The sequence below is a fragment of the Serratia sp. CoH_122_TC_1 genome, assembly GCF_058191755.1.
Genome location: NZ_JBXWLA010000004.1, coordinates 1 through 23,442, shown reverse-complemented (window position 1 = coordinate 23,442; position 23,442 = coordinate 1). Strand labels below are relative to the sequence as shown.

Annotated in this window: 25 protein-coding genes; 21 read left to right on the top strand and 4 right to left on the bottom strand. The window is 56.3% G+C overall.

All coding sequences use genetic code 11. The features are described 5' to 3' along the window. Positions 1 to 2: 2 nt before the first annotated feature. Both AC2FC2_RS06195 and AC2FC2_RS06190 read left to right on the top strand, forming a co-directional pair. Entirely contained in the window at positions 3 to 800 is a 798-nt protein-coding gene (locus AC2FC2_RS06195) for a MoaF C-terminal domain-containing protein (protein ID WP_490658953.1), read from the top strand. Between the two features lie 4 nt (positions 801 to 804). After that, positions 805 to 1,596: an SDR family oxidoreductase gene (locus AC2FC2_RS06190; protein ID WP_490658952.1), complete on the top strand. Its 792-nt coding sequence runs from the start codon at positions 805 to 807 to the stop codon at positions 1,594 to 1,596. Between the two features lie 136 nt (positions 1,597 to 1,732). Here the strand turns inward: AC2FC2_RS06190 and hpaR are convergent, their stop codons facing one another. Then, complete coding sequence (gene hpaR / locus AC2FC2_RS06185; protein WP_209634824.1) at positions 1,733 to 2,185, bottom strand: homoprotocatechuate degradation operon regulator HpaR; 453 nt, start codon at positions 2,183 to 2,185, stop codon at positions 1,733 to 1,735. Positions 2,186 to 2,510: 325 nt separating this feature from the next. Here hpaR and AC2FC2_RS06180 point away from each other — a divergent pair, with 325 nt between their 5' ends. From AC2FC2_RS06180 to hpaC, 11 genes are all read left to right on the top strand, one after another. Then, positions 2,511 to 3,143, top strand: coding sequence for a fumarylacetoacetate hydrolase family protein (locus tag AC2FC2_RS06180; protein ID WP_490308026.1), 633 nt, complete (start codon positions 2,511 to 2,513; stop codon positions 3,141 to 3,143). Beyond that, a complete protein-coding gene (locus AC2FC2_RS06175) occupies positions 3,140 to 3,904 on the top strand; it encodes a fumarylacetoacetate hydrolase family protein (protein ID WP_209634830.1) in 765 nt (254 codons plus the stop codon). The genes AC2FC2_RS06180 and AC2FC2_RS06175 overlap by 4 nt, the downstream gene beginning before the upstream one ends. Beyond that, the gene (hpaE, locus tag AC2FC2_RS06170; protein ID WP_209634833.1) at positions 3,901 to 5,355 is read left to right on the top strand and encodes a 5-carboxymethyl-2-hydroxymuconate semialdehyde dehydrogenase; all 1,455 of its coding nucleotides are present in this window, start codon (positions 3,901 to 3,903) and stop codon (positions 5,353 to 5,355) included. The genes AC2FC2_RS06175 and hpaE overlap by 4 nt, the downstream gene beginning before the upstream one ends. A 51-nt stretch (positions 5,356 to 5,406) precedes the next feature. After that, complete coding sequence (gene hpaD, locus AC2FC2_RS06165; RefSeq protein ID WP_209634836.1) at positions 5,407 to 6,264, top strand: 3,4-dihydroxyphenylacetate 2,3-dioxygenase; 858 nt, start codon at positions 5,407 to 5,409, stop codon at positions 6,262 to 6,264. A gap of 9 nt (positions 6,265 to 6,273) precedes the next feature. Further along, positions 6,274 to 6,660, top strand: coding sequence for a 5-carboxymethyl-2-hydroxymuconate Delta-isomerase (locus AC2FC2_RS06160; protein ID WP_209634839.1), 387 nt, complete (start codon positions 6,274 to 6,276; stop codon positions 6,658 to 6,660). Between the two features lie 10 nt (positions 6,661 to 6,670). Next, positions 6,671 to 7,474 (top strand): 2-oxo-hept-4-ene-1,7-dioate hydratase, encoded by an 804-nt coding sequence (gene hpaH / locus AC2FC2_RS06155; RefSeq protein ID WP_209634842.1) that lies wholly within the window; start codon positions 6,671 to 6,673, stop codon positions 7,472 to 7,474. A gap of 75 nt (positions 7,475 to 7,549) precedes the next feature. Continuing rightward, positions 7,550 to 8,344 carry a 4-hydroxy-2-oxoheptanedioate aldolase gene (gene hpaI, locus AC2FC2_RS06150; protein ID WP_265555831.1) on the top strand — a complete coding sequence of 265 codons (795 nt, stop codon included), beginning with the start codon at positions 7,550 to 7,552 and terminating at the stop codon, positions 8,342 to 8,344. 87 nt (positions 8,345 to 8,431) lie between these two features. Further along, positions 8,432 to 9,802 (top strand): 4-hydroxyphenylacetate permease, encoded by a 1,371-nt coding sequence (hpaX, locus tag AC2FC2_RS06145; protein WP_209634848.1) that lies wholly within the window; start codon positions 8,432 to 8,434, stop codon positions 9,800 to 9,802. 87 nt (positions 9,803 to 9,889) lie between these two features. Next, on the top strand, positions 9,890 to 10,786 hold the full coding sequence (gene hpaA, locus AC2FC2_RS06140) for a 4-hydroxyphenylacetate catabolism regulatory protein HpaA (RefSeq protein ID WP_209634851.1): 897 nt from the start codon (positions 9,890 to 9,892) through the stop codon (positions 10,784 to 10,786). A gap of 193 nt (positions 10,787 to 10,979) precedes the next feature. After that, positions 10,980 to 12,542: a 4-hydroxyphenylacetate 3-monooxygenase, oxygenase component gene (hpaB, locus tag AC2FC2_RS06135; protein ID WP_209634854.1), complete on the top strand. Its 1,563-nt coding sequence runs from the start codon at positions 10,980 to 10,982 to the stop codon at positions 12,540 to 12,542. Positions 12,543 to 12,559: 17 nt separating this feature from the next. Further along, positions 12,560 to 13,072: a 4-hydroxyphenylacetate 3-monooxygenase, reductase component gene (hpaC, locus tag AC2FC2_RS06130; RefSeq protein WP_490658951.1), complete on the top strand. Its 513-nt coding sequence runs from the start codon at positions 12,560 to 12,562 to the stop codon at positions 13,070 to 13,072. Positions 13,073 to 13,108: 36 nt separating this feature from the next. On the opposite strand, the gene ampH is transcribed toward hpaC, so the two are convergent. Next, on the bottom strand, positions 13,109 to 14,251 hold the full coding sequence (gene ampH / locus AC2FC2_RS06125; protein ID WP_490658950.1) for a D-alanyl-D-alanine-carboxypeptidase/endopeptidase AmpH: 1,143 nt from the start codon (positions 14,249 to 14,251) through the stop codon (positions 13,109 to 13,111). Between the two features lie 160 nt (positions 14,252 to 14,411). Further along, on the bottom strand, positions 14,412 to 15,170 hold the full coding sequence (locus AC2FC2_RS06120) for a FadR/GntR family transcriptional regulator (protein ID WP_209634865.1): 759 nt from the start codon (positions 15,168 to 15,170) through the stop codon (positions 14,412 to 14,414). A gap of 235 nt (positions 15,171 to 15,405) precedes the next feature. Between AC2FC2_RS06120 and AC2FC2_RS06115 the strand changes: the two genes are divergently transcribed. The 7 genes from AC2FC2_RS06115 (at position 15,406) to AC2FC2_RS06085 (ending at position 21,644) form a co-directional block, all read left to right on the top strand. Continuing rightward, positions 15,406 to 16,146, top strand: a complete 741-nt coding sequence (locus tag AC2FC2_RS06115) for an SDR family oxidoreductase (RefSeq protein WP_265555830.1) — start codon at positions 15,406 to 15,408, stop codon at positions 16,144 to 16,146. 125 nt (positions 16,147 to 16,271) lie between these two features. Next, positions 16,272 to 17,117 carry a fumarylacetoacetate hydrolase family protein gene (locus AC2FC2_RS06110; RefSeq protein WP_490658949.1) on the top strand — a complete coding sequence of 282 codons (846 nt, stop codon included), beginning with the start codon at positions 16,272 to 16,274 and terminating at the stop codon, positions 17,115 to 17,117. A 14-nt stretch (positions 17,118 to 17,131) separates the two neighbouring features. Further along, on the top strand, positions 17,132 to 18,409 hold the full coding sequence (locus AC2FC2_RS06105) for an L-fuconate dehydratase (RefSeq protein ID WP_209634874.1): 1,278 nt from the start codon (positions 17,132 to 17,134) through the stop codon (positions 18,407 to 18,409). A 14-nt stretch (positions 18,410 to 18,423) separates the two neighbouring features. Then, positions 18,424 to 19,287, top strand: coding sequence for an amidohydrolase family protein (locus tag AC2FC2_RS06100; RefSeq protein ID WP_490658948.1), 864 nt, complete (start codon positions 18,424 to 18,426; stop codon positions 19,285 to 19,287). Next, a complete protein-coding gene (locus AC2FC2_RS06095; RefSeq protein WP_490658947.1) occupies positions 19,265 to 20,041 on the top strand; it encodes an L-fucose dehydrogenase in 777 nt (258 codons plus the stop codon). The genes AC2FC2_RS06100 and AC2FC2_RS06095 overlap by 23 nt, the downstream gene beginning before the upstream one ends. Further along, the gene (locus AC2FC2_RS06090) at positions 20,038 to 20,391 is read left to right on the top strand and encodes an L-rhamnose mutarotase (protein WP_490658946.1); all 354 of its coding nucleotides are present in this window, start codon (positions 20,038 to 20,040) and stop codon (positions 20,389 to 20,391) included. The genes AC2FC2_RS06095 and AC2FC2_RS06090 overlap by 4 nt, the downstream gene beginning before the upstream one ends. A gap of 23 nt (positions 20,392 to 20,414) precedes the next feature. Beyond that, on the top strand, positions 20,415 to 21,644 hold the full coding sequence (locus AC2FC2_RS06085) for a sugar MFS transporter (RefSeq protein ID WP_209634886.1): 1,230 nt from the start codon (positions 20,415 to 20,417) through the stop codon (positions 21,642 to 21,644). Between the two features lie 17 nt (positions 21,645 to 21,661). Here the strand turns inward: AC2FC2_RS06085 and AC2FC2_RS06080 are convergent, their stop codons facing one another. Next, positions 21,662 to 22,735, bottom strand: coding sequence for a GGDEF domain-containing protein (locus tag AC2FC2_RS06080; protein ID WP_209634889.1), 1,074 nt, complete (start codon positions 22,733 to 22,735; stop codon positions 21,662 to 21,664). Positions 22,736 to 22,998: 263 nt separating this feature from the next. Between AC2FC2_RS06080 and AC2FC2_RS06075 the strand changes: the two genes are divergently transcribed. Continuing rightward, positions 22,999 to 23,283, top strand: coding sequence for a DUF1435 domain-containing protein (locus tag AC2FC2_RS06075; RefSeq protein WP_037424165.1), 285 nt, complete (start codon positions 22,999 to 23,001; stop codon positions 23,281 to 23,283). Positions 23,284 to 23,442 lie beyond the last annotated feature (159 nt).

Genomic DNA, 23,442 nt, shown 5'->3' with positions numbered 1-23,442 from the left:
AAATGAGTTCAGAAGCGGTATTTATTCAGGTTGGCGCGTTGGCGGAAGGTTTTGCCCCACACAGCAATACGCTGGAGCAACAGCACGGATTGAGCGGCAGCACGTTGGTATTGCGCTTTACCGACGGGGAAATGCTGAGCTGTCATTTTGTGGACGAGCAGACGCTGAGCTGGGGCGAGTACCGGGGCATTGCTTATCGGGCTACCAGTATTCGTCCCGGCATTTTGTTTATCGATTTTCTCGATCCCGCACAGGATAACGCCAGTATCACGCTGGTGTGCGATCGCAACCAGGGCAATTTTACTGCGGTGTACGGCCAGTTGCCGAATGAGGAGCAAACCCGTCTGGATGCCTTCAGCCGCGTTGAGCAGGGGCTGCCGTTAACGGCGGTCAACGTCGAGTTCCAATTTGGCACCTTGGATGATGCCAAGGTTGCACCGCCGCATTTCACCGACGAGTTGATCGGTATGCGCAATATGTACACCTATAGCCCGACAGAACGTTACGAACATATCTACCTGAACGACAATTTCTACGCCTGGCAGTGTCTGGACGGTGTGGAGAAAGGGTTGGCGGATGTCGATCGCTGCCACTACGTGAAAGTAGCTGAAAAACTCTACTTGTTCGTCTGGCGCGAGAAAATCGTACCAACGTTAGGGGTGGTAATGATCGATCTGCAAGGGATGCGAACTGACGGCAAGATCCTCGGTTATCAGGGCAGCGATTTCAGTGCGCTAAGCAATTTTGCGGTGGGTGCCCATGCGCAAGTGCTCAATACGACCCGCCATCCACGGGGATAAGCCGATGAAGACGACGTATGCGGACGATGCCTTCAACGGCAAGGTCGTGCTGGTAACCGGCGGTGCACAGGGCATTGGGCTGGCGATTGTCAGCGCTTTTGCCCAGTTGGGTGCGACGGTAGTGATGGCGGATCTGCAGCGACAAAAGGCACAAGCAGCGGCTGAGACGCTGCAACAGCAGGGCTGGCAGGTGCAGGCGATGGCCTGCGATTTGGCGGACCCTGGGCAGATTGCAGAATGGGTGGCGGCAGTGGGGCAACGTTATCAGCGGCTGGACGTCGTGATCCACAATGCGGCGTATTTCCCGCTGACGCCGTTTGCCGAAATCGATGCTGAGCTGTTGCAACGCACGCTGAGCGTCAATCTGATGGCTCCGTTCTTTCTGGCGCAGGCGGCGTTACCCTGGATGCAGCGCCAGGGCGGCGGTAGCATTCTGGTGACCTCATCGGTGACGGGCCCACGGGTGGCTTATCCGGGGTTGGCGCACTATGCCGCCTCCAAGGCCGGGGTTAACGGTTTTATTCGCGCGGCAGCGCTGGAGCTGGCAGAGGCAGGCGTGCGGGTGAACGGCGTGGAGCCGGGGATGATCCGCACACCGGCGATGGCCAACCTGGGTGGTGCCACGGTCAATCAGGCCATTGCCGCCGCAGTGCCACTCGGGCGGCTGGGGGAACCTGAAGACATTGCTGCGGCGATGGTATTCCTAGCCTCACCGGCGGCGGCCTATATTACCGGGCAGACGCTGGTGGTGGATGGCGGCGCATTATTACCCGAGGCCCATCCTCTTCTTGCCTGAAGTTGCAGCGTTGTTGGCTGCCTACGCTCACCGCAGGGGCGAATATATTCGGACCGGCTAACAGGGCGCAGCACGCAGCGCCCCTACCGCCCGCCAAGCGGCAACGCCAATTCATTGAGGATGATAGCCGGGAGGATCATTTCTTTGTGGGATGGGCGGTTACGTTGGCGGGCAATTTATCCCCCAGAGTGATCAGCTCGTCCAGCAGTGCCATTAGTTGGTCCATCTTCTGCTGCGAGAATGCGGCTTCGATCTCACCGTACCCCTGTTCGACCTGATGACGTGCCACCTCATACAACTCTTGGCCTTGCTGGGTCAGTGAAACGTAGAGCTTGCGCTGATCGTTAACCGGTTTCAGGCGGAAAATCAGCTTATCGCGCTCCATACGCGACAAGATGCCGGTCAGGCTGGGACGCAAGATACAGGTTTCCGCCGCCAGTTCATGGAACTCAATGGAGCGGCTATTGGCCAGCACGCGAATGATGCGCCACTGCTGTTCCGTCAGATTATGGCTTTTCAGGATTGGGCGGAAAAACCCCATGGCGGTTTCACGTGCCTGCAGCAGGGCAATAGTTAAGGATTCATGCATAGGTTTAGCCTTTGCTATCAAGGTGTTTGTTATTCCGGCACCGATCGCAGAGAACGCAATGTACTGCCTGGATTTATTAATAACTTAATAGTAGCCAAGTTTACCTTACCGGATAAAGCGAAAACGTACCTGTGGGTGGAAAAATCGCCTAAAAATGATTAATGCGTTGAATAATCACGCTAATGTTCACTGGTTGTGAATATTTTGTTATCACGATCACAAATCAACCCTCCCGCGTTGCGTAAAAGCTGAACAGCGTATAAAAGTAATCATTAACATATTAATGAATGCCGGTTGTCATGTTCTGTCATTGAAAGGAGTTTGCATGAAAGGCACCGTATTTTCCGTCGCGCTAAACCACCGCAGCCAAATTGACGCCTGGGATCAGGCATTCCATGAGCTACCTTATAAAACCCCGCCGAAAACCCCAGTGTGGTTTATCAAGCCGCGTAATACCCACCTCGCCAACGGCGGGGCGATCCCGTTTCCTGCCGGTGAACAGGTACAGAGCGGCGCAACCTTGGCGGTAGTGATCGGCGACACCGCGCGTAAGGTGCCGGCCGAGCGTGTGGCTGATTATCTGGCCGGTTATGCCCTGGCCAATGACATCAGCCTGCCGGAAAGCAGCTTCTATCGGCCGGCAATCAAAGCGAAATGCCGCGACGGCTTTTGTCCGTTAGGCGATATCGGCCAGTTGGCGACCTCGGCAAAGCTGGAAATCATCACCGAAATCAATGGCGTGGAGCGGGATCGTTGGTCAACGGCCGATCTGGTGCGTTCGGTGCCGGAGCTGATTGCGGCCATCAGCGATTTTATTACCTTGCAGCCGGGTGACGCGGTATTGATCGGCACACCACACCAACGTGTGGAGATCATGCCGGGGGATGAAGTCAGGGTACGCGCAGCCGGCCTGCCGACCTTGACTAACCGTGTGACGCAGGCAGGAGAAGCATCATGAGACACGCCCGTATTCGCCATCACGGCAAAATTGTTAACGTCAGCGTCGATGAACAATTACGCGTTACCCTGCCGGACGGCAGCGTTCTGAACGAGCTGGAGGCCGAGTGGTTGCCGCCTGCACAGGGCACGGTGTTCGCGCTGGGTCTGAACTACGCCGATCACGCCAGCGAGCTGGAGTTCAAGGCACCGGAAGAACCCTTGGTGTTCCTGAAAGCGCCAAACACCCTGACCGGGCACCGCCAGGTGTCGGTGCGCCCGGCTGACGTCGAGTATATGCACTACGAAGCCGAGCTGGTGGCGGTGATCGGCAAGACTGCGCGCAATGTCAGCCGTGAAAACGCCATGGACTATGTCGCGGGTTACACCCTGTGCAACGACTACGCCATTCGCGATTACCTGGAAAACTACTACCGCCCGAATCTGCGGGTAAAAAGCCGCGACACGTTGACGCCGATTGGGCCGTACATCGTGGATCGTGACGATATTGCCGATCCGCACCGCCTGGCGCTCAGCACCTACGTCAACGGCGAGCTGCGCCAGCGCGGCAGCACCGCCGATATGATTTTCGATATTCCGTACCTGATCAGTTACCTGAGCGAATTTATGACGCTGCAGCCGGGCGACATGATCGCCACCGGCACGCCGAAAGGGCTGGCTGACGTGTTGCCGGGTGACGAAGTGGTGGTGGAGATCGAGGGCATTGGCCGTTTGGTTAACCACATCATCAGTGAAAAAGATTACGAGGAAAGCCTGCGATGAAAACCATCAACCATTGGATTAACGGTAAGAATGTAGCCAGCAAAGCGTATTTCACCACCACCAACCCGGCCAACGGCGAGGTGCTGGCAGAAGTGGCGTCTGGCGGGCAGTTGGAGATCGATCAGGCGGTGGCCGCCGCCAAAGAGGCTTTCCCGAAATGGGCCAATACGCCAATGAAAGAGCGCGCACGCCTGATGCGTCGCTTGGGTGAATTGATCGACGAGAATGTCCCGCAGATAGCGGAGATGGAAACCGCCGATACCGGTCTGCCTATCCACCAAACCAAAAACGTGTTGATTCCACGCGCATCGCACAACTTTGAGTTTTTCGCCGAGATCTGCCAGCAGATGAATGGTCGCACCTATCCGGTGGACGACAAGATGCTCAACTACACGTTGATCCAGCCGGTGGGGGTGTGTGCGCTTGTTTCGCCGTGGAACGTGCCATTCATGACGGCCACCTGGAAAACTGCGCCCTGCCTGGCATTGGGCAACACCGCAGTGCTGAAAATGTCCGAGCTGTCGCCGCTGACCGCCGATCGTCTGGGGGAACTGGCGCTGGAAGCGGGCATCCCGGCCGGGGTGCTCAATGTGGTGCAGGGCTACGGTGCGACTGCCGGGGATGCCTTGGTACGCCATAAAGATGTGCGTGCCGTGTCCTTTACCGGCGGTACCGCCACCGGTCGACGCATTATTGAAAGCGCAGGGCTGAAGAAGTTTTCCATGGAGCTGGGCGGCAAGTCGCCGGTGCTGATTTTTGAAGATGCGGACATCGAACGTGCCCTGGATGCTGCGCTGTTTACCATTTTCTCGATCAATGGTGAACGCTGCACGGCCGGTTCGCGCATCTTCATTCAAGAGAGCATTTATCCGGAATTCGTCAAACGCTTCGCCGAGCGTGCCAACCGCCTGCGCGTGGGTGATCCGCAGGATCCCAACACCCAGGTGGGGGCGCTGATCAGCCCGCAGCACTGGGAAAAAGTCTCTGGCTATATTCGCCTTGGGCTGGAAGAGGGCGCCACCTTGCTGGCAGGCGGCCCGGACAAACCGGCTGGCTTGAGCCACGGCAACTTCCTGCGCCCGACGGTGCTGGCTGATGTCGATAACCGTATGCGCATCGCGCAGGAGGAGATTTTTGGGCCAGTGGCCTGCCTGCTGCCGTTCAAATCAGAAGAAGACGGCCTGCGTATGGCCAACGACGTGGAGTACGGCCTGGCGTCGTATATCTGGACGCAGGATGTGAGCAAGGTGCTGCGTCTGGCCCGCAATATTGAAGCGGGTATGGTTTTCGTTAACACCCAAAACGTACGTGATTTGCGCCAGCCCTTTGGCGGCGTGAAATCGTCCGGCACCGGCCGAGAAGGCGGGGAATACAGCTTCGAAGTGTTTGCCGAGATGAAGAACGTGTGTATTTCCATGGGTGATCACCCGATCCCACGTTGGGGCGTTTAAGTCCGCCCCGGCACTGTTTCACGGAATCATTTTTGTTTCATGTGAGGTTGTATGGGTAAGTTAGCGTTAGCCGCCAAGATTACACATGTTCCATCGATGTATCTGTCGGAAATTCCTGGAAAAAACTTTGGTTGCCGCCAGTCGGCGATCGACGGTCACAAAGAGATCAGCGCGCGCTGCCGTGAAATGGGTGTCGACACCATTATTGTGTTCGACACCCACTGGCTGGTGAACAGCGCATATCACATCAATTGCAGCCCGCACTTCGAGGGGCTCTACACCAGTAATGAACTGCCGCACTTCATCCGCGACATGACCTACGAATACGAAGGTAATCCTCCGTTGGGTCAGTTGATTGCCGCCGAAGCCTGCGCACTCGGAGTGCGCGCCAAAGCGCATGAGATCCCAAGCCTGAAGCTGGAATACGGCACGCTGGTGCCGATGCGCTATATGAACAGCGATAAGCATTTCAAGGTGATATCGATCTCTGCGTTCTGCACCGTGCATGACTTTGCCGACAGCCGCCGTTTGGGTGAAGCGATCAAAACCGCGATTGATAAATACGATGGCACGGTGGCGGTACTGGCCAGCGGGTCGCTTTCTCACCGTTTTATTGACGACCAGCGCGCTGAAGAAGGCATGAACAGTTACACGCGTCAGTTCGACCAGCAAATGGACGAACGGGTCGTCAAGCTGTGGGAGGAAGGGCGCTTCCGCGAGTTTTGCGAAATGCTGCCGGAGTACGCCGATTACTGCTACGGCGAAGGCAACATGCATGACACCGTGATGCTGCTCGGCTTGCTGGGGTGGGATAAATATGACGGCAAGGTGGAGTTCATTACGCCGCTGTTCGCCAGTTCCGGCACCGGGCAGGTTAATGCCGTGTTCCCGCTGCCAGCCGAAGCCTGAGGAGTCGCCATGCCCCATTTTTACGCTGAATGTACCGACAATATCCGCCGTGAGGCGGATTTGCCCACGCTGTTCGCCAAGGTCAACCAGGCACTGGCGGACACCGGCATTTTCCCGTTGGCCGGGGTGCGCAGCCGCGCTATTTGGCTGGATACCTGGCAGATGGCTGACGGCAAGCAGGATTACGCCTTCGTGCATATGACGCTGAAGATTGGTCATGGCCGCAGCCTGGAAAGTCGTGAACAGGTAGGGGAAATGTTGTTCGCGCTGATCACCGAGCACTTTGCAGCGCTGATGGCCAGCCGCTATTTGGCGCTGTCCTTCACCATGGAAGAGCTGGATCCGGTGTTGAACTACAAACAAAACAATGTCCACGCGCTATTCCGCAAAGAGTAAGGGGCCGTCAATGTTGGATAAAGAACTGGTTAGCCGTGCCGTGCAGCGTTTGCATCAGGCGGAGCAGAGCCGTGAACAGATCCGCGCGTTATCACTGGATCATCCCGAGATCACCATTGAGGACGCTTACGCCATTCAGCGGCAGTGGGTGGCGCTAAAGGTTGCAGAAGGCCGCACATTAAAGGGCCATAAGATCGGCCTGACGTCGCGTGCTATGCAGGTCAGTTCGCAGATTACGGAACCGGATTTCGGTGCCTTGCTCGATGACATGTTTTTCAATGATGGTAGCGACATTCCCATCGATCGTTTTATCGTGCCACGGGTTGAGGTTGAGCTGGCGTTTGTGCTGGCCAAGCCTCTGCGCGGGCCAAATTGCACATTGTTTGATGTCTATAACGCCACTGATTACATCATTCCGGCGCTGGAGATCATCGATGCACGCAGCCACAACGTCGATCCCGAAACGCAGCGTCCCCGCAAGGTATTCGACACCATTTCTGACAACGCCGCCAACGCCGGTGTGGTGATGGGCGGCAGACCGATCAAACCGGATGCACTGGATCTACGTTGGATCAGTGCGTTGTTGTACCGCAATGGCGTCATCGAAGAGTCTGGCGTCGCGGCGGCGGTGCTGAACCATCCGGCCAATGGCGTCGCCTGGTTGGCCAACAAGCTGTTCCCGTATGACGTGGAGCTGGAAGCAGGACAGGTGATCCTTGGCGGTTCCTTCACCCGGCCGGTCGCCGCCCGGCGCGGTGATACCTTCCATGCGGATTATGGCCCGATGGGCTGCATTAGCTGCCGATTTGTGTAATCAGCGGGTTCGGCAGGCCGAACCTTAAGCGTGTCCGGGCGCTGCTGGCTGCGCCCGTTAATCAGGGAGAATGCGATGTTAACCAACTCTTTTAAGAAGGCGTTGCAGGAAAAGCGCCCGCAGATTGGCCTCTGGCTGGGGTTATGCAGCAGTTACAGCGCAGAACTGCTGGCCGGTTCTGGCTTCGATTGGCTGTTGATCGACGGTGAGCACGCGCCTAACAACGTGCAAACGGTGCTGGGCCAGTTGCAGGCGATCGCACCTTACCCGAGCCAGCCGGTGGTCCGCCCGGCGTGGAATGACGCGGTGATGATTAAGCAACTGCTGGATATTGGCGCGCAAACGCTGCTGATCCCGATGATTCAAAACGCCGAACAGGCGCGTGATGCGGTGCGAGCCACGCGTTATCCACCGAGCGGTATACGCGGTGTTGGCAGTGCGTTGGCGCGTGCATCGCGCTGGAATCGGGTGCCGGATTATCTGCAACAGGCTGACGCGCAGATGTGCGTGTTAGTGCAGATCGAAACGCGTGAGGCGGTGAAAAATCTGGACGAGATCCTGCAGGTCGACGGGGTCGACGGGGTATTCATCGGCCCGGCGGATTTGAGTGCAGATATGGGGTTTGCCGGTAATCCGCAGCAACCGGAGGTGCAGCGCACCATCGACGACGCCATTGCGCGTATCAGCGCAGCTGGCAAGGCACCGGGCATTTTGACGGCGAATCCGGAACTGGCGCAGCATTACCTGGCGTCCGGCGCACTGTTTGTCGCGGTGGGGGTGGATACCACTCTGCTGGCGCGGGCAGCGGAAACGCTGGCAGGCCGCTTTAAACACGCGCAAGCCCCCGTGCAATCCCCGAGCGTTTATTAGGTTGTATACCCAATAGATTTCACGCTGCAGGCAACACCCCTGCGATGTGAAAGATAAAGGTATAGGTGCAATCTTATTGGAGACACCATGAGCAACGTCGATTCGCTGCCACCGGCCAACCCGGCGCAGCAACATAAAGCGTTAACCGCCGCCGAGCAATCGGTGATTAAAAAGTTATTTCGGCGACTGATTATTTTCCTGTTTGTGCTGTTTGTTTTCTCTTTCCTCGACCGCATCAATATCGGTTTCGCCGGGCTGACGATGGGTAAGGATCTTGGCCTCAGCTCGACCATGTTTGGTTTGGCAGCGACCTTGTTCTACGTCACCTATGTGATTTTTGGTATTCCGAGCAACATTATGCTGGGGATCGTGGGGGCACGGCGCTGGATCGCCACCATCATGGTGCTGTGGGGGATCGCCTCAACCTGCACCCTGTTTGCCACCGGGCCGACCAGCTTGTATGTGCTACGGATGATCGTCGGCATCACCGAAGCCGGTTTTCTGCCGGGTATTTTGGTTTATCTCACCTATTGGTTCCCGGCGTTTTACCGCGCCCGTGCCAACGCGCTGTTTATGATCGCCATGCCGGTCACGATGGCGATCGGTTCACTGGTATCCGGCTATATTTTGGCGCTGGACGGCTTGATGAACCTTAAGGGTTGGCAATGGCTGTTCCTGTTGGAGGGGATTCCTTCAGTGCTGCTGGGTGTGGTGGTGTGGTTCTATCTGGACGATACCCCGGCCAAAGCCAAATGGCTGACCGATGAAGAAAAAAGCAGCCTGAAAGCGATGATGGATGCCGACAAGCTGCAACTGGTGCAGCCTAATGGGCCAGGTAGCCACCGGGCGATGCAGCAGCGCAGCCTGTGGCGGGAAGTGTTCACGCCAATTGTGCTGATGTATACGCTGGCCTATTTCTGCCTGACCAATACGCTGAGCGCCATCAACATCTGGACGCCACAGATCTTGCAGAGCTTTAACCAGGGCAGCAGCAACATTGTGATCGGTATTCTGGCGGCGATCCCGCAGATCTGTACCATTGCCGGGATGATTTGGTGGAGTAAACGATCGGATCGATTGCAGGAGCGAAAACACCATACGGCACTGCCGTATCTGTTTGCCGCGGCCGGTTGGTTGCTGGCTTCGGCGACCGATCACAGCATGATCCAATTGCTGGGGATCGTGATGGCATCGGTGGGGTCCTTCACCGCCATGGCGATCTTCTGGACCACGCCGGATCAATCGATCAGTCTGGAGGCGCGGGCGATTGGGATCGCGGTGATCAACGCCACCGGCAATATTGGATCGGCGGTCAGTCCGTTATTGATCGGCTGGTTTAAGGATCTGACCGGGAGCTTTAACTCTGGGCTGTACTTCGTTTCGGCATTGTTGATCATCGGTGCGTTACTTGTCTGGCGTATCCCAATGCAGGGCTCGCGCCCACGGGCCACGCCGTAATGGACGGGCCCAGCATGCTGGGCCCCTACCGAACACCTGTAGGGGTTGAGCACGCTCAACCCGTTTTCGGGGAGAGTGAGGACAATAATGCAGAAAAGTACCGGTTTTATCGCCAATATCGATATCTGCAAAGAATACGATGCGCGTTACGCTACGGATGAAGTGCACTACGAAACCTTCGCCGGGCTGGCGGCATTTTTTGGCCGCGATATGCAGGTGCACTGGCATGACCGTTTCTTCCAGGTACATTTCCTGGAGACCGGTAAGATTGAGTTGCAGTTGGACAGCCAGCACTATTCGGTGCAGGCCCCGCTGTTTATCCTGACGCCGCCCTCGGTACCGCACGCGTTCTTTACTGAACCGGACAGCGACGGCCACGTACTGACGGTGCGTCAGGAGTTGATATGGCCGCTGCTGGAGCGCTTGTACCCCGGCAGCAATCTTGCATTGGATATGCCAGGTATCTGTTTGTCGATGGCAGACGCACCGCAGGAATTAACGGCGCTCAGTCATTACTGGGCGCTGATTCGCCGTGAGTTCAGCCAAGGGTTGGCCGGCCGCGAGCAGACGCTGGCGCTGCTCGCGCAGGCGGTATTGACCCTGTTGCTACGCAATGCCGCACTGGAAGATTCCGCGACCAGCGGCGTGCGCGGCGAGCTCAAGTTGTTCCAGCGTTTCAACAAGATGGTCGATGAACGTTTCCGCGATCACCTGCCGGTACCGGACTACGCTCAGGCGCTGGGGGTGACTGAATCACGGTTGAACGATCTGTGCCGGCGCTTTGCCAATCAGCCCCCCAAGCGGCTGATATTTGATCGCGTATTGCGTGAAGCCAAGCGGATGCTGCTGTTCAGCGCCTGCACGGTGCATGAAACCGCTTATAGCCTCGGCTTTAAGGATCCCGCCTATTTCGCGCGTTTTTTCAACCGGCTGGAAGGGTGCTCTCCCTCAAGTTACCGCGCTGCACAACATTCCCTTTCGTAACGGCCGGATACGGCCTGGATCACAGTTTGCCGCGAAAGCGGCAAACCCACCTGAAAAGTACCCGCGATTGCCGCAAAAGTCTCTTCTCGAAATCGGCGTTGGGAGCTTCAATTAAGCAACCAAAAGAAAACATTATTTTAACAAGTGGCCGAATACACGGCCCATAAAATGCCGATTACGAGGAAGACAACGAATGAAACCAGAAGACTTTCGTGCTGACAGCAAACGCCCGTTCACCGGTGCCGAATACCTGAAAAGTTTGCAGGATGGCCGTGAAATCTACATTTATGGCGAGCGAGTGAAAGATGTTACCACTCATCCGGCGTTCCGTAACGCGGCGGCGTCAGTCGGCCAACTGTATGACGCATTGCACGATCCGATCGGTCAGGATCGCCTGTGCTGGAATACCGATACCGGCAACGGCGGTTACACGCACAAATTCTTCCGCTACGCCCGCAGCCCTGAAGAGATGCGCCAACAGCGCGATGCTATCGCCGACTGGTCGCGCCAGAGCTACGGTTGGATGGGGCGTACCCCTGATTACAAAGCGGCGTTTGGCTGCGCACTGGGCGCCAATCCCGAGTTTTATGGTCAGTTTGCCGACAACGCCCGCCATTGGTACAAACGCATCCAGGAAACCGGCCTGTACTTTAACCACGCTATCGTCAACCCGCCTATTGATCGTCACAAGCCGGTCAACGAAGTGAAAGACGTGTTCATTAAGGTGGAGAAAGAGACGGACGCCGGCATCATTGTCAGCGGTGCCAAAGTGGTGGCGACCAACTCGGCGTTGACGCACTACAACTTTATCGGCTTTGGCTCCGCGCAGGTGATGGGCGATAACCCGGACTTCGCACTGATGTTTGTCGCACCGATGGACGCTGAAGGGGTGAAGCTGATCTCTCGTGCTTCTTATGAATTGGTCGCAGGTGCCACGGGATCGCCGTTTGATTACCCGCTATCGAGCCGTTTTGATGAGAACGATGCGATCCTGATTATGGATCATGTGTTGATCCCGTGGGAAAACGTCCTGATCTACCGTGATTTCGATCGTTGCCGCCGTTGGAGTACCGAAGGTGGTTTTGCCCGGCTATTCCCGTTACAGGCGTGCGTACGCTTGGCGGTGAAGATGGACTTCATTACCGCACTGCTGCAAAAAAGCCTGTCTTGTACCGGGGTGCTTGAGTTCCGCGGCGTGCAGGCCGATCTCGGCGAAGTGGTTGCCTGGCGTAATCTGTTCTGGTCGTTGAGCGATGCCATGTGCGCTGAAGCCACCAAGTGGGAAAACGGCGCTTATTTGCCAGATTCCGCCGCGATTCAGACCTATCGCGTGATGGCGCCGATGGCCTATGCCAAGGTGAAGAACATCATCGAAAAGAACGTTACCAGCGGTTTGATCTACCTGCCGTCGAGTGTCCGTGACATGAACAACCCAGAGATCGACAAGTATCTGTCGCGCTATGTGCGTGGATCTGACGGCATGGATCATGTTGAACGTATCAAGATCCTCAAGTTGATGTGGGATGCGATCGGCAGTGAATTCGGCGGTCGTCACGAGTTGTATGAGATTAACTATGCCGGCAGCCAAGATGAGATCCGCCTGCAATGTCTGCGCCATGCGCAAGGATCCGGCACCATGGGCAAGATGATGGAAATGGTCGACAAATGCCTGTCCGACTACGACCAGCACGGCTGGAAAGTACCGCATCTGCATAACAATGATGATATTAATCAACTGGATAAACTGCTTAAGTGATCCGGTAGGAGGTTTGTATGTCTCAGGAAAATGAACACCGTCTGCTGTTTCGCGACGCGATGGCCAGCCTGTCAGCGGCGGTAAATATCGTGACGACCGATGGCCCGGCAGGGCGCTGTGGTATCACCGCCACTGCGGTATGCTCGGTGACGGATACACCGCCGACGCTGCTGGTGTGTATCAACCGCAATAGTGCGATGAACCCGGTTTTCCAGGCGAATCAGCGGCTGTGCGTCAACGTATTGAACCACGAACAAGAGCTGATGGCGCGCCACTTTGCTGGTATGACGGAGGTGAGCATGGAGGAGCGCTTCCGCCTGGATGCGTGGCAAAATGGTGCGTTGGGCCAACCGGTGTTGCGTAAGACGTTGGCGAGTCTGGAAGGCGAGATCGAGCAGATCCAGAGTATTGGCACCCATCAGGTGTATCTGGTGCAGATCCGCCAGATCGTGGTAAGTGCGGCAGGGAACGGTTTGATCTACTTCAAGCGTAACTTCCATCCGGTCATGCACGAGATGAGTTTAGCCTGAGATTAAGGGGGGCAGCGGCAAGCTGCCCCCTTAAACTTAGCTTTTATTGGCGGCTAACTCGCCCACCAGCCGGTTAACCGGATCGCTCATGTTGGTGAATTTGCTCAGTTCTGAGCGAGTGACCACCACAAATACGCCGACATTTTTCTGCGGAATCATTGCCATATAGGTAATAAAGCCGCCGCCACCGCCCGTTTTCTGAATAATCCCCGGCAGCTCACCGTTCGGTGCCATATACACCCAACCCAGACCCAGTGCGCTGGCTTCGCCCGGTACGTCCATCCCTTTCAGCGAGACCAGATCGTTACGCTGGAAGTACATGGTTTGCTCGCTGGCGGCGGTCGATTTGCGTGAGCCTGAGACGTTAGAGGTAAGGAATTGTTGCATCCAGCGCTGCATGTCGCGTGGGGTAGAGTAAACACCACCGCTGCCGCCTGCCGCCGTCGTGTCGCGGCAGGCGCTCGGCCCGGCCGAGGCCACCATCAGGCGTGAACACTGTTCGGCACTTGGGGTGAGGGTGGTGTCTACCATGCCGAGCGGCGCGGTGATTTTTTCCTTCAACAGCGCGCTGTAGGGTTTGCCCGCTGCCCGTGACAGTGCATCGGCCAGCAGGTCATACGCCAGGTTGGAATAAGACGCACGTACGCCGGGTGGTACGGTGACGTTGGCATGCTCCAGCCATTGCCAGCGTTGCGCTTTGGTCGGCCAGGTAAAGACGGGCGTTTTTGGCGGCTTCTTGCCCGGCTGTTCGCGCGGCAGTGCGCTGGTGTGGGTTGCCAGGTTCAGCAGCGTGATAGGTTGGCGCGAGTTATACGCCGGTACGTAAGCGCCCTGCGGGGCATATTTACGCAAGGGATCATTGAGCTTAACCCGGCCTTCTGCCGCCATCTTGACCATGACTTCACTGGTCATCAGCTTGGTGATCGAGGCGATGCGGATCAGTGAGTCCGGCCGTGGGCGCAGGTTATTCCCGGGTTTGGTGTCACCAAAGCTGCGGTTAACCACCTGGTTCCCGTCGATCACCACCAGCGCCATACCGGTGGCACCGCTGTTGTAGAAAATATGTTCGGCATACTGGTCGACGATTTGCGAAGCCAGTTGCGGGGCGGCGGCCTGCGCAGCCAGCGGCGCGGCACACAGGCACAGCGCCAGCAATGAAGTGGAGAAAGAGTTCTTCAACGGTCGTTATCCATTTAAAAAGGCAGCAGAGAAAGGCCCAAACCGTGGCATAGCCCGGTCTTGTCTGCTGTCAGTGTAATGTGCCTCGGCCTTGGCTGCATGTGGAAAAAAGAGCGGTTTGATAAATAATTTATCACCGCCCCGATGACGCCTGATGGGCCTACTGCGCGCGGGTGAAAATGGCGATGACTTCATCCAGATGGGCTTTCATTGCCTTGCGCGCTCCGCGTACGTCACGGGCTTCAATCGCCGCCAGAATCTCCCGGTGTTCTTGCTCGGAACGGTGTGGCATATCGTCAGGCGTGTAGTGGCGTTGCAGCACGCGGAACATGCTTCCGTAACGGTGGCCGAGCAGATGGCCGATGATAAAGGCATAAGCCGGGTTACCGCTGGCCTGGGCGATTCGAATATGAAATAGCCGATCGCCGGGGTGGGTGGCCGATCCCGCGCGGTTGTCGCGGCAGTTTTGCTCGTAGGCCTCGCGGATGCCCGCCAGTTCTTGATCGGTGGCATGGCGTGCCGCCAACGCGGCGGTTTCTGGCTCGATCAACAGGCGGGTTTGCAACAGGGAGAATGGCGGCAGCTCGGCGTTAAAATCCAGCTCGATATTCAACTCATCATCGATTTCCGCCCACTGATCGCGCCCGGCTTGCGCCATGACCGGTTCTTGCGACGCCATCACCGGCGTTTGGGCCCGGACAATCACCCCGTTGCCGACTTTGACATCCACCAGCCCAATCACTTCCAGCGCAATCAGCGCCTCACGGACGGAAGCACGGCTGACCTGTAATTGCTGGGCCAGATCCCGTTCGGAGGGCAGGCGGCTGCCGGGAGGAAATTCATTATTATCGATAAGCCGTTTCAATTGGTCGGCTATCTGCCTGTAAATCCTTGGGTTTTCCAGTCTTGTGATCGGCATATATTACCTTAGGCTGTTCGGGTAAAAGTGATTCAGCGCACAATTATTAGTCAAGCTGCTTGAGTAATGGTTAATCAAGTGTAAAAAGTTGGTTAATCAAAATGCTGTTTTAAACGAGTCTTATAACATTATCACCAAACCATAACGCGAACAGCGTCTTTTGTCATGTTAAAGGCCTGACCTTTAATCGCCCTTAGTGGCCTGACCATTAGACCTTTAAGCCAAGGGAGCGAAAATGAATTTAACCGGAAAACGCGTGCTGATTACCGCAGCTGGCCAGGGCATTGGCTTGAGCACCGCCAGGCTTTTTGCCGAGGCAGGCGCTGATGTCATTGCCACCGATATCAACACCGAGCAACTACAGGGATTGCCCGGCATTCAGCCGATGACCCTGAACGTGACCGATCCGGCGGCGATCGCCGCAGCGGCAGAAACGCTCGGGCCGATCGACGTGTTATTCAACTGTGCGGGCGTGGTGCACAGCGGTTCGATCCTGGAATGCAGTGAAGAACAGTGGGCATTCGCCGTCGATCTTAATGTGACGGCGATGTTCCGCATGATCCGCGCCTTTTTGCCCGGCATGTTGGCGCGCAAAAACGGCTCGATTATCAACATGTCTTCAGTTGCCTCCAGTGTGAAAGGGGTGCCGAACCGCTTTGCCTACAGCGCGACCAAAGCCGCCGTGATCGGCCTGACGCGCTCCGTCGCGGCGGATTACGTCACGCAGGGTATTCGTTGCAATGCCATTTGCCCCGGAACGGTAGAGTCGCCGTCGTTGCGTCAACGAATTGCCGAGCAGGCACGCGAGCAGGGGCGCAGCGAAGAAGAGGTGTATCAGGCATTTGTTGCCCGCCAACCGATTGGCCGCATCGGCACCACGGGCGAGATAGCCCAGCTGGCGCTGTATCTGGCTTCTGACGCCAGTTCCTACACCACAGGTACGGTGCAGATTATTGACGGTGGCTGGAGCAACTGAGGAATGGGCGATCGGGCCGTTGCGCCTGTCATTTCACGCTTGGGCAGTACTCGGACTCCTCATCTAGGCCGTGTACGTTCACAACGCCCGTTGACCCAGACCTTCACTTTCTTGGAGAGGATTGAATGAAACTTTTACGCTATGGCGCACCGGGGCAGGAACGCCCAGGGATATTGGATGCAGACGGACAGATCCGCGACCTTTCGCAGCATATTGCCGACCTGAGCGGTGAGGCGTTGCTGCCAGCCGCGCTCGACAAGCTGCGCACGCTGGACATCAACCAATTGCCACGAGTCGAAGGTCAGCCGCGGCTTGGCCCCTGCGTCGGCAGCATCGGCAAGTTTATCTGCATCGGCCTTAACTACGCCGACCACGCCGCGGAGACCGGCGCGGCGATCCCGTCTGAACCCGTGGTGTTCAACAAATGGACCAGCGCGGTGGTCGGGCCGAACGATGAAGTGCAAATCCCGCGCGACTCGCTAAAGACCGACTGGGAAGTGGAACTGGGCGTGATTATCGGCCAGGGCGGACGCTATATCAGCGAGCAGGACGCGATGCGCCACGTTGCTGGTTACTGTGTGATTAACGACGTTTCTGAGCGTGAATTCCAGATTGAACGCGGCGGTACCTGGGACAAGGGGAAAGGGTGCGACACTTTTGGCCCCACAGGCCCCTGGCTGGTGACGGCCGACGAAATTGCCGATCCCCACAGCCTGAATCTGTGGCTGGAAGTCGATGGCAAACGCTATCAGGACGGTAACACCAGCACCATGATTTTCCGCATTCCGCACATCATCAGCTATCTGAGCCGTTTTATGAGTCTGCAGCCGGGCGATGTGATCTCTACCGGTACGCCGCCAGGCGTCGGCATGGGACAAAAGCCGCAGCCCATCTACCTGAACGCCGGGCAGACCATGCGCCTGGGCATTGAAGGATTGGGTGAACAGCGTCAAACAACCGTACAAGCCTGATGAGGAGCATTGCCATGACGACGATTACCGCACTGCGGGTTGAAGATATTCGTTTCCCGACCTCGCTGGCGCTGGACGGTTCCGACGCGATGAACCCGGATCCGGACTACTCCGCTGCGTATGTGATTCTGGAAACCGATCGCGCCGATCTTAACGGCCACGGATTGACCTTTACCATTGGTCGCGGCAACGAGATTTGCTGTGCCGCGATCCGCGCATTGGAGCACCAGATCGTCGGCGTCCGGCTTGAGGAGATCACTGCCGACATGGGGGCCTTCTGGCGGCGCTTCACCGGCGACAGCCAGCTGCGTTGGATTGGGCCGGACAAGGGGGCGATTCACCTGGCGACCGGAGCGGTGATCAACGCGGTATGGGATCTGTGGGCCAAAGCAGAAGGCAAGCCAGTGTGGCGACTGGTGGCAGAGATGACACCCGAGGAACTGGTGCGCTGCATCGATTTTCGTTACATCACCGACTGCATTACGCCGCAGGAAGCGCTCAGCTTGCTCAAGCAGCGGGCCGAAGGCAAAGCGCAGCGCCTGGAGCGCCTACTGCAGGAGGGTTACCCCTGTTACACCACGTCTGCCGGCTGGCTGGGTTACCCGGACGACAAACTGCGTCGGTTGTGTCAGGAAGCGGTCGACGCGGGCTTCTCCTACCTGAAACTGAAGGTGGGGCGCGATCTGGAAGACGATATCCGTCGGGTGCGCATCGCGCGCGAGGTCATCGGCCCCGATCGTCAATTGATGATTGACGCGAATCAGGTGTGGGAAGTTAACGACGCTATTCCCTGGGTAAAGCATCTGGCCTTCGCCAAACCATGGTTTATCGAAGAACCGACCAGTCCGGACGACGTGGAAGGGCATCGCCGCATCCGCGAAGGCGTTTACCCGGTGAAGGTTGCCACCGGCGAGATGTGCCAAAACCGCATCCTATTCAAACAGTTCATCATGCGTGAGGCGATTGACGTGGTGCAGATCGACGCTTGTCGCCTTGGTGGCGTTAACGAAGTCCTGGCAGTGATGTTGATGGCCGCCAAGTACAACCTGCCGGTATGTCCGCATGCGGGCGGCGTCGGGTTGTGCGAATACGTCCAGCATCTATCGATGATTGACTATCTGTGCATTGCCGGTACCCACGACGGCCGGGTAATTGAATACGTCGATCATCTGCATGAACATTTTGTCCACCCCTGTGACATCAAGGGGGCAGCATACATGCCACCACTCAATCCCGGTTATTCGATCGAAATGCATGCATCGTCGCTTGAACAGTACCGGTTCCGCGGTTGAACGGGAAACAGCCCATGCTACGCATCGACGCCCACCAACATTACTGGCATTACCATCCGCAACGCTATCCGTGGATCAGCGAACAGATGGCGGTGTTACGGCAAGATTTTGGCCCTGCAGAGCTTGAGCCCTTGCTGAAACACCACGGTTTTGACGGTGCGCTGGTGGTACAGGCTCGTCACTGCGAGCAGGAAACCCAGACGCTATTGACGCAGGCACAGCAGAGCCGTGGCGTATGTGGCGTGGTGGGTTGGCTGGACATGACCGCACCGCAGTTGGCGCAGCGGCTCGACGTACTGCGCCAACAACCTTTACTGCGGGGTTTTCGTCATCAAGTGCAGGACGAACCTGCGCCGGACGTGTGGTTGGCACGACCGGAAGTGCGGCGTGGCATGCAGGCGTTGCAGCGGCAGGGTTATACCTACGACATTTTGGTCACCCACCGGCATTTGGCCGCGGCAGCGCAGTTTGCCGCGGAGCACGACGATTACTGGCTGGTGCTGGATCATCTCGGCAAGCCGGATATTGCGCAGGGGGTTAAACACTGGGCGCAGCAAATCAAACCCCTGGCGGCGTTGGGGCACGTGGTTTGCAAGCTGTCCGGGCTGATCACGGAAGCACCCGGCGGGCAGTGGCAGGCGTCGCAGCTGCTCCCGTTTTTTGAGGCGGCGCTGGAGGCATTCGGGCCACAGCGGCTGATGTTCGGATCCGACTGGCCGGTGTGCCTGTTGGCGGGTGAATACAGCCAGGTTTATCAACTGAATGAGCAGGCGATCGCCACGCTGAGTCCTTCGCAGCAGGCGGAAATTTGGGGCGGCACCGCCTGCCGAATTTATGGGTTAACGGAGTCTGGTTATGGATCTGTATCTGAAAGATAAGGTGGTGATTGTTACCGGTGGCGGTTCTGGCATCGGCGCAGCCATCTCTCAATTGTTGGCGGAAGAAGGGGCGATCCCGGTGATTGTCACTAACGCCATGCCGGAGGGGGAGTTTCTGGCAACGCTGCGCAGCTTGCAGCCACAGAGCACCGTGATCATCACCGATTTGTGTGAAGAACAAGCCTGTCGGCGGGCTGTGGCACAAACGCAGGAAACCTTTGGTCGTATCGATGCGGTGGTGAATAACGCGGGTGTTAACGACGGGGTGGGATTGGACGCCGGACGTGAAGCCTTTGTCGGCTCGCTGGAGAAAAACCTGATTCATTACTACTTGATGGCGCACCTGTGCCAGCAAGCCTTGCAAAAGAGCAAGGGGGCCATCGTCAACATCGCGTCCAAGACCGCGCTCAGTGGGCAGGGCGGCACCAGCGGCTATACCGCTGCCAAAGGCGCCGTGCTGGCGTTGACGCGTGAGTGGGCGGTGTCGCTGCGGCATGAGGGCGTACGGGTGAATGCGGTGGTACCGGCAGAAGTGATCACGCCGCAGTATGAGCGCTGGATTAACACCTTCGCGGAGCCGGAACAGCAGCGTGAGAAAATTACTGCGCGTATTCCTTTAGAACAGCGGATGACCACGCCACAGGAAATTGCCAATACCGTGGTGTTCTTGATCTCTTCGCGGTCGTCGCACACCACCGGGCAATGGCTGTCGGTGGACGGCGGTTACCTGCATCTTGATCGGGCAATCACATGAACAGCGCAGCGGGGCAGCGCTTTTGTCAGGCGTTAGACCTGGTCGACTCACCGGCGCTGATCGAGGAATACCTGAGCCATCACCGGCAGATCTGGCCAGAAATCGCCGCTCATCTGCGTGAGCACGGCATCCTTGATATGGAGATTTATCGGCTGGGTACCCGGCTGTTCATGATCGTTGACGTCAGTCCCGAGTTCGATGCTGCGCGGTTTGATGCCGCCAGCCTGAGCAATCCCCACGTGCAGCGCTGGGAAGCCCTGATGTGGCACTACCAGGTCGCCACCCCCTGGACGCCGCAGGGCGATAAATGGGTGGTGATGGAGCGGATATTCTCTTTGCAACAACAATAACCTACCCTACCGAGGATATATCAATGCTTGCTGAAAAAACTGTGGCCCCACCTCAGGCGGGCGCCAGGGCGACTGCCAATCTGCGTTGGGCGTTTATCTTGGTCACCAGCCTGTTTTTCATGTGGGGGCTGTCGTATGGCCTGTTGGACGTATTGAATAAACATTTTCAAGAAACGTTGCACGTTACCAAGGCGCAATCGGGATTATTGCAGGCCGCGTATTTCGGCGCCTATTTCCTGGTGGCGCTGCCTGCCGGCTATTTTATGGATAAAAAAGGTTACAAGGCCGGAATCCTGATTGGGCTGTGTTTGTATGCGCTGGGGGCATTGCTGTTTGTGCCGGCGGCGTCTGCCAACAGCTTCGCCATGTTCCTGTTCGCGCTGTTTGTTATTGCCTGTGGGTTGGGCTGTTTGGAAACGGCCGCTAACCCGTATGCAACGGTGCTGGGGGATGCGCAGGGCGCTGAACGGCGGCTGAATCTTTCCCAGTCGTTTAACGGTCTGGGGCAGTTTATCGGTCCGATGATCGGCGGCACGCTGTTTTTCTCTGCCACTCAGGGCGCAAGTAGCGGTGACCAGGGGGCAGTGAAGATGACCTACGTGGCAATTGCCGTGTTGGTGCTGCTGATTGCCTTTTTGTTCAGTCGTACACGGCTGCCGGATATTCGTGAAGAAGAACAGCCTGAGCACGGTCAAATCGCTCAAGGCTTGTGGCAACACAAGCACTTTGTCGGGGGGGTGATTACCCAGTTCTTCTATGTGGCGGCACAGGTCGGCGTCGGTGCGTTCTTTATTAACTATGCCACTGAGCACTGGCGCGACGTTTCCAACCAAAGCGCATCCTACTTGCTTTCTATCGCCATGATTTGCTTTATGGTGGGACGTTTTTTCAGTACCTGGCTGATGGGCAGAGTCAAAGCGGCCACGTTGTTGATGTTTTACTCGCTGATTAACATGGTGTTGTGTGGCGTGGTGATGCTCAGCATGGATGGGGTTTCGGTGGTGGCGTTGATCGCCGTGTTCTTCTTCATGTCGATTATGTTCCCAACCATTTTTGCCCTGGGCGTGAAAAACATGGGTAAACACACCAAGCGTGCCAGTTCCTTTATGATCATGGCGATCGTTGGGGGCGCCATCATGCCTTACTTTATGGGGGCGTTGGCGGACAAGTACAGTACTGCGCTGTCCTATGTGCTGCCGTTGCTGTGCTTCGGCGTGGTGTTTGCTTACGGTTTGCAGCAGCGCCGCCGCTAAGCACCAGGCCCGCCGGCTCAGACAGCGGCGGGCTGCACGTTTGGCGCCACTTGAATATTGTTACGACCATTGTTTTTCGCCTGATACAGTGCGGCGTCGGCGGCCCGGATCGCTGCAGACACGTCAAGTTTATCCAATGCGGATATCCCGGCGCTGAGCGTTACGGTCGTGCTTTCCAACTGGTTGAAGCGGTGTGGGATTTTTAATTCCTGCACCCGCTGCCGTACTCTTTCGGCCAACAGGGTGGCGTATTCCTCGCTCACGTTGGTCAACAGCACCAGAAACTCTTCCCCACCATAGCGCACCACAATATCGCGCGAACGGACCGAATCACGGATGGTGATCGCCACCTGCACCAACGCCTGGTCACCCATGGTGTGACCATAATTATCGTTATAAGCCTTAAAGTGGTCGATATCGAGTAACACAACGAAATGGCAACCCGATGGCGAGGCACTCAGCATATTGATTTTATTTTCCAGGCCACGGCGGTTATAAAGCCCGGTTAGCGGATCGATCATGCTTAAATTGCTGAACCTGTCCCGTTCGTTATACAGATTAGCCACCAGCGTTTGCGTAAAGATCTCACTGCGTTTGAGCATCAAGTGGTGGATAGAGAAAGCGATAATCGGCAATACCGTGGTGAATACGATCCGTACGGTATTGTGCATCCCATCCAGTAATAGAATGACCAATGCGGAAGGCACGGCATGCAGGCAGAAAGCGATAAAGTTATCCGTTAGGGCAATAGCACTTATAAAAAACATACTGAACAGACTAATTAATAGAAAACTTTGATTGTTCGGCGCACAGTACTGACTTTTAAGGTAAATATGTGCCGCCCACAGCAAACCAATAACAAAGGAAAATAGATTCAATTTTTTTACGTATAACCGCGGAGACTGCAAGGTGAATAACAGTGCTGCCATACAAAATAGCGGTATCCCTAATAAAGGCAGGGTAAAAGCGGGCTTGTTATTAAACGGAACCAATAATGTAAATAGGGAAGACGCGACGTTCATCAACAAAAATAAAAATAATGATAAGCGGTGCTTGCTATTTAGCAGTTCCTGATAAGAACGCGCGTTCATACGGAGTTCACTCTTTACAATATCGATCTGTCGAAAAATGAAGGTGGCGAAAAATTCTTTCGGTATGAATTAAGCATTCGCATTGTATGATTTTTGATTGTGATTATTAACATGCGAATAAGACTAAGAATTTTCTTATGGCAAACTATCATTTTTCCACCGTTATGTCATCCGTGTTTGGTCGACGGGGTGAAAATGATGCGCAGTGAAAAAAAGTGGTATATGATATTGGTTATCATTATCACTTAAAGGGTAGGGTTATCATGATTGCAGCCATGATTACCGCATGCGGATTGTGGGGCGTCAGCTGGTGCCTGGGCAACCGTTTGGCCAGCGCCTGGGGCGTTTTGTTGCCATGCGCTTTAATGCCGTTACTGGCATTGATCAACCTGGATATGATGCAACTGCGTACGCTCATTGTGATCGCGATGCTGGCCACATTGGTGATGCTGTTTAACAGCCGCTGGCGTCACTACTTGCTGCTGCCGTCTTGCATGGCGTTAGCGGGGGGATTGGCGGCTATCGGTCTGAACTTCAACCTGGGCTGAAAACGCAAAACCACGCTTTCGCGTGTTCTTTATCGTTTCAATGGAATGCTTCTTTGGGGATGTTACCGGAGAGAGTTATCGATTGGTGCGAAGAGAGGGACTTGAACCCTCACGTCCGTAAGAACACTAACACCTGAAGCTAGCGCGTCTACCAATTCC

Excerpts from the sequence above, each read along its gene's own strand:
- AC2FC2_RS06080 (WP_209634889.1), bottom strand. The coding sequence starts at position 22,735 with ATGAACGCGCGTTCTTATCAGGAACTGCTAAATAGCAAGCACCGCTTA.
- AC2FC2_RS06195 (WP_490658953.1), top strand. The coding sequence starts at position 3 with ATGAGTTCAGAAGCGGTATTTATTCAGGTTGGCGCGTTGGCGGAAGGT.
- hpaB (WP_209634854.1), top strand. The coding sequence starts at position 10,980 with ATGAAACCAGAAGACTTTCGTGCTGACAGCAAACGCCCGTTCACCGGT.
- hpaI (WP_265555831.1), top strand. The coding sequence starts at position 7,550 with ATGTTAACCAACTCTTTTAAGAAGGCGTTGCAGGAAAAGCGCCCGCAG.
- hpaX (WP_209634848.1), top strand. The coding sequence starts at position 8,432 with ATGAGCAACGTCGATTCGCTGCCACCGGCCAACCCGGCGCAGCAACAT.
- AC2FC2_RS06100 (WP_490658948.1), top strand. The coding sequence starts at position 18,424 with ATGCTACGCATCGACGCCCACCAACATTACTGGCATTACCATCCGCAA.
- AC2FC2_RS06075 (WP_037424165.1), top strand. The coding sequence starts at position 22,999 with ATGATTGCAGCCATGATTACCGCATGCGGATTGTGGGGCGTCAGCTGG.
- hpaR (WP_209634824.1), bottom strand. The coding sequence starts at position 2,185 with ATGCATGAATCCTTAACTATTGCCCTGCTGCAGGCACGTGAAACCGCC.
- AC2FC2_RS06105 (WP_209634874.1), top strand. The coding sequence starts at position 17,132 with ATGACGACGATTACCGCACTGCGGGTTGAAGATATTCGTTTCCCGACC.
- hpaE (WP_209634833.1), top strand. The coding sequence starts at position 3,901 with ATGAAAACCATCAACCATTGGATTAACGGTAAGAATGTAGCCAGCAAA.
- AC2FC2_RS06190 (WP_490658952.1), top strand. The coding sequence starts at position 805 with ATGAAGACGACGTATGCGGACGATGCCTTCAACGGCAAGGTCGTGCTG.
- hpaH (WP_209634842.1), top strand. The coding sequence starts at position 6,671 with ATGTTGGATAAAGAACTGGTTAGCCGTGCCGTGCAGCGTTTGCATCAG.
- AC2FC2_RS06090 (WP_490658946.1), top strand. The coding sequence starts at position 20,038 with ATGAACAGCGCAGCGGGGCAGCGCTTTTGTCAGGCGTTAGACCTGGTC.
- AC2FC2_RS06110 (WP_490658949.1), top strand. The coding sequence starts at position 16,272 with ATGAAACTTTTACGCTATGGCGCACCGGGGCAGGAACGCCCAGGGATA.
- AC2FC2_RS06095 (WP_490658947.1), top strand. The coding sequence starts at position 19,265 with ATGGATCTGTATCTGAAAGATAAGGTGGTGATTGTTACCGGTGGCGGT.
- AC2FC2_RS06115 (WP_265555830.1), top strand. The coding sequence starts at position 15,406 with ATGAATTTAACCGGAAAACGCGTGCTGATTACCGCAGCTGGCCAGGGC.
- hpaD (WP_209634836.1), top strand. The coding sequence starts at position 5,407 with ATGGGTAAGTTAGCGTTAGCCGCCAAGATTACACATGTTCCATCGATG.
- hpaA (WP_209634851.1), top strand. The coding sequence starts at position 9,890 with ATGCAGAAAAGTACCGGTTTTATCGCCAATATCGATATCTGCAAAGAA.
- AC2FC2_RS06085 (WP_209634886.1), top strand. The coding sequence starts at position 20,415 with ATGCTTGCTGAAAAAACTGTGGCCCCACCTCAGGCGGGCGCCAGGGCG.
- AC2FC2_RS06175 (WP_209634830.1), top strand. The coding sequence starts at position 3,140 with ATGAGACACGCCCGTATTCGCCATCACGGCAAAATTGTTAACGTCAGC.
- AC2FC2_RS06120 (WP_209634865.1), bottom strand. The coding sequence starts at position 15,170 with ATGCCGATCACAAGACTGGAAAACCCAAGGATTTACAGGCAGATAGCC.
- AC2FC2_RS06160 (WP_209634839.1), top strand. The coding sequence starts at position 6,274 with ATGCCCCATTTTTACGCTGAATGTACCGACAATATCCGCCGTGAGGCG.
- AC2FC2_RS06180 (WP_490308026.1), top strand. The coding sequence starts at position 2,511 with ATGAAAGGCACCGTATTTTCCGTCGCGCTAAACCACCGCAGCCAAATT.
- hpaC (WP_490658951.1), top strand. The coding sequence starts at position 12,560 with ATGTCTCAGGAAAATGAACACCGTCTGCTGTTTCGCGACGCGATGGCC.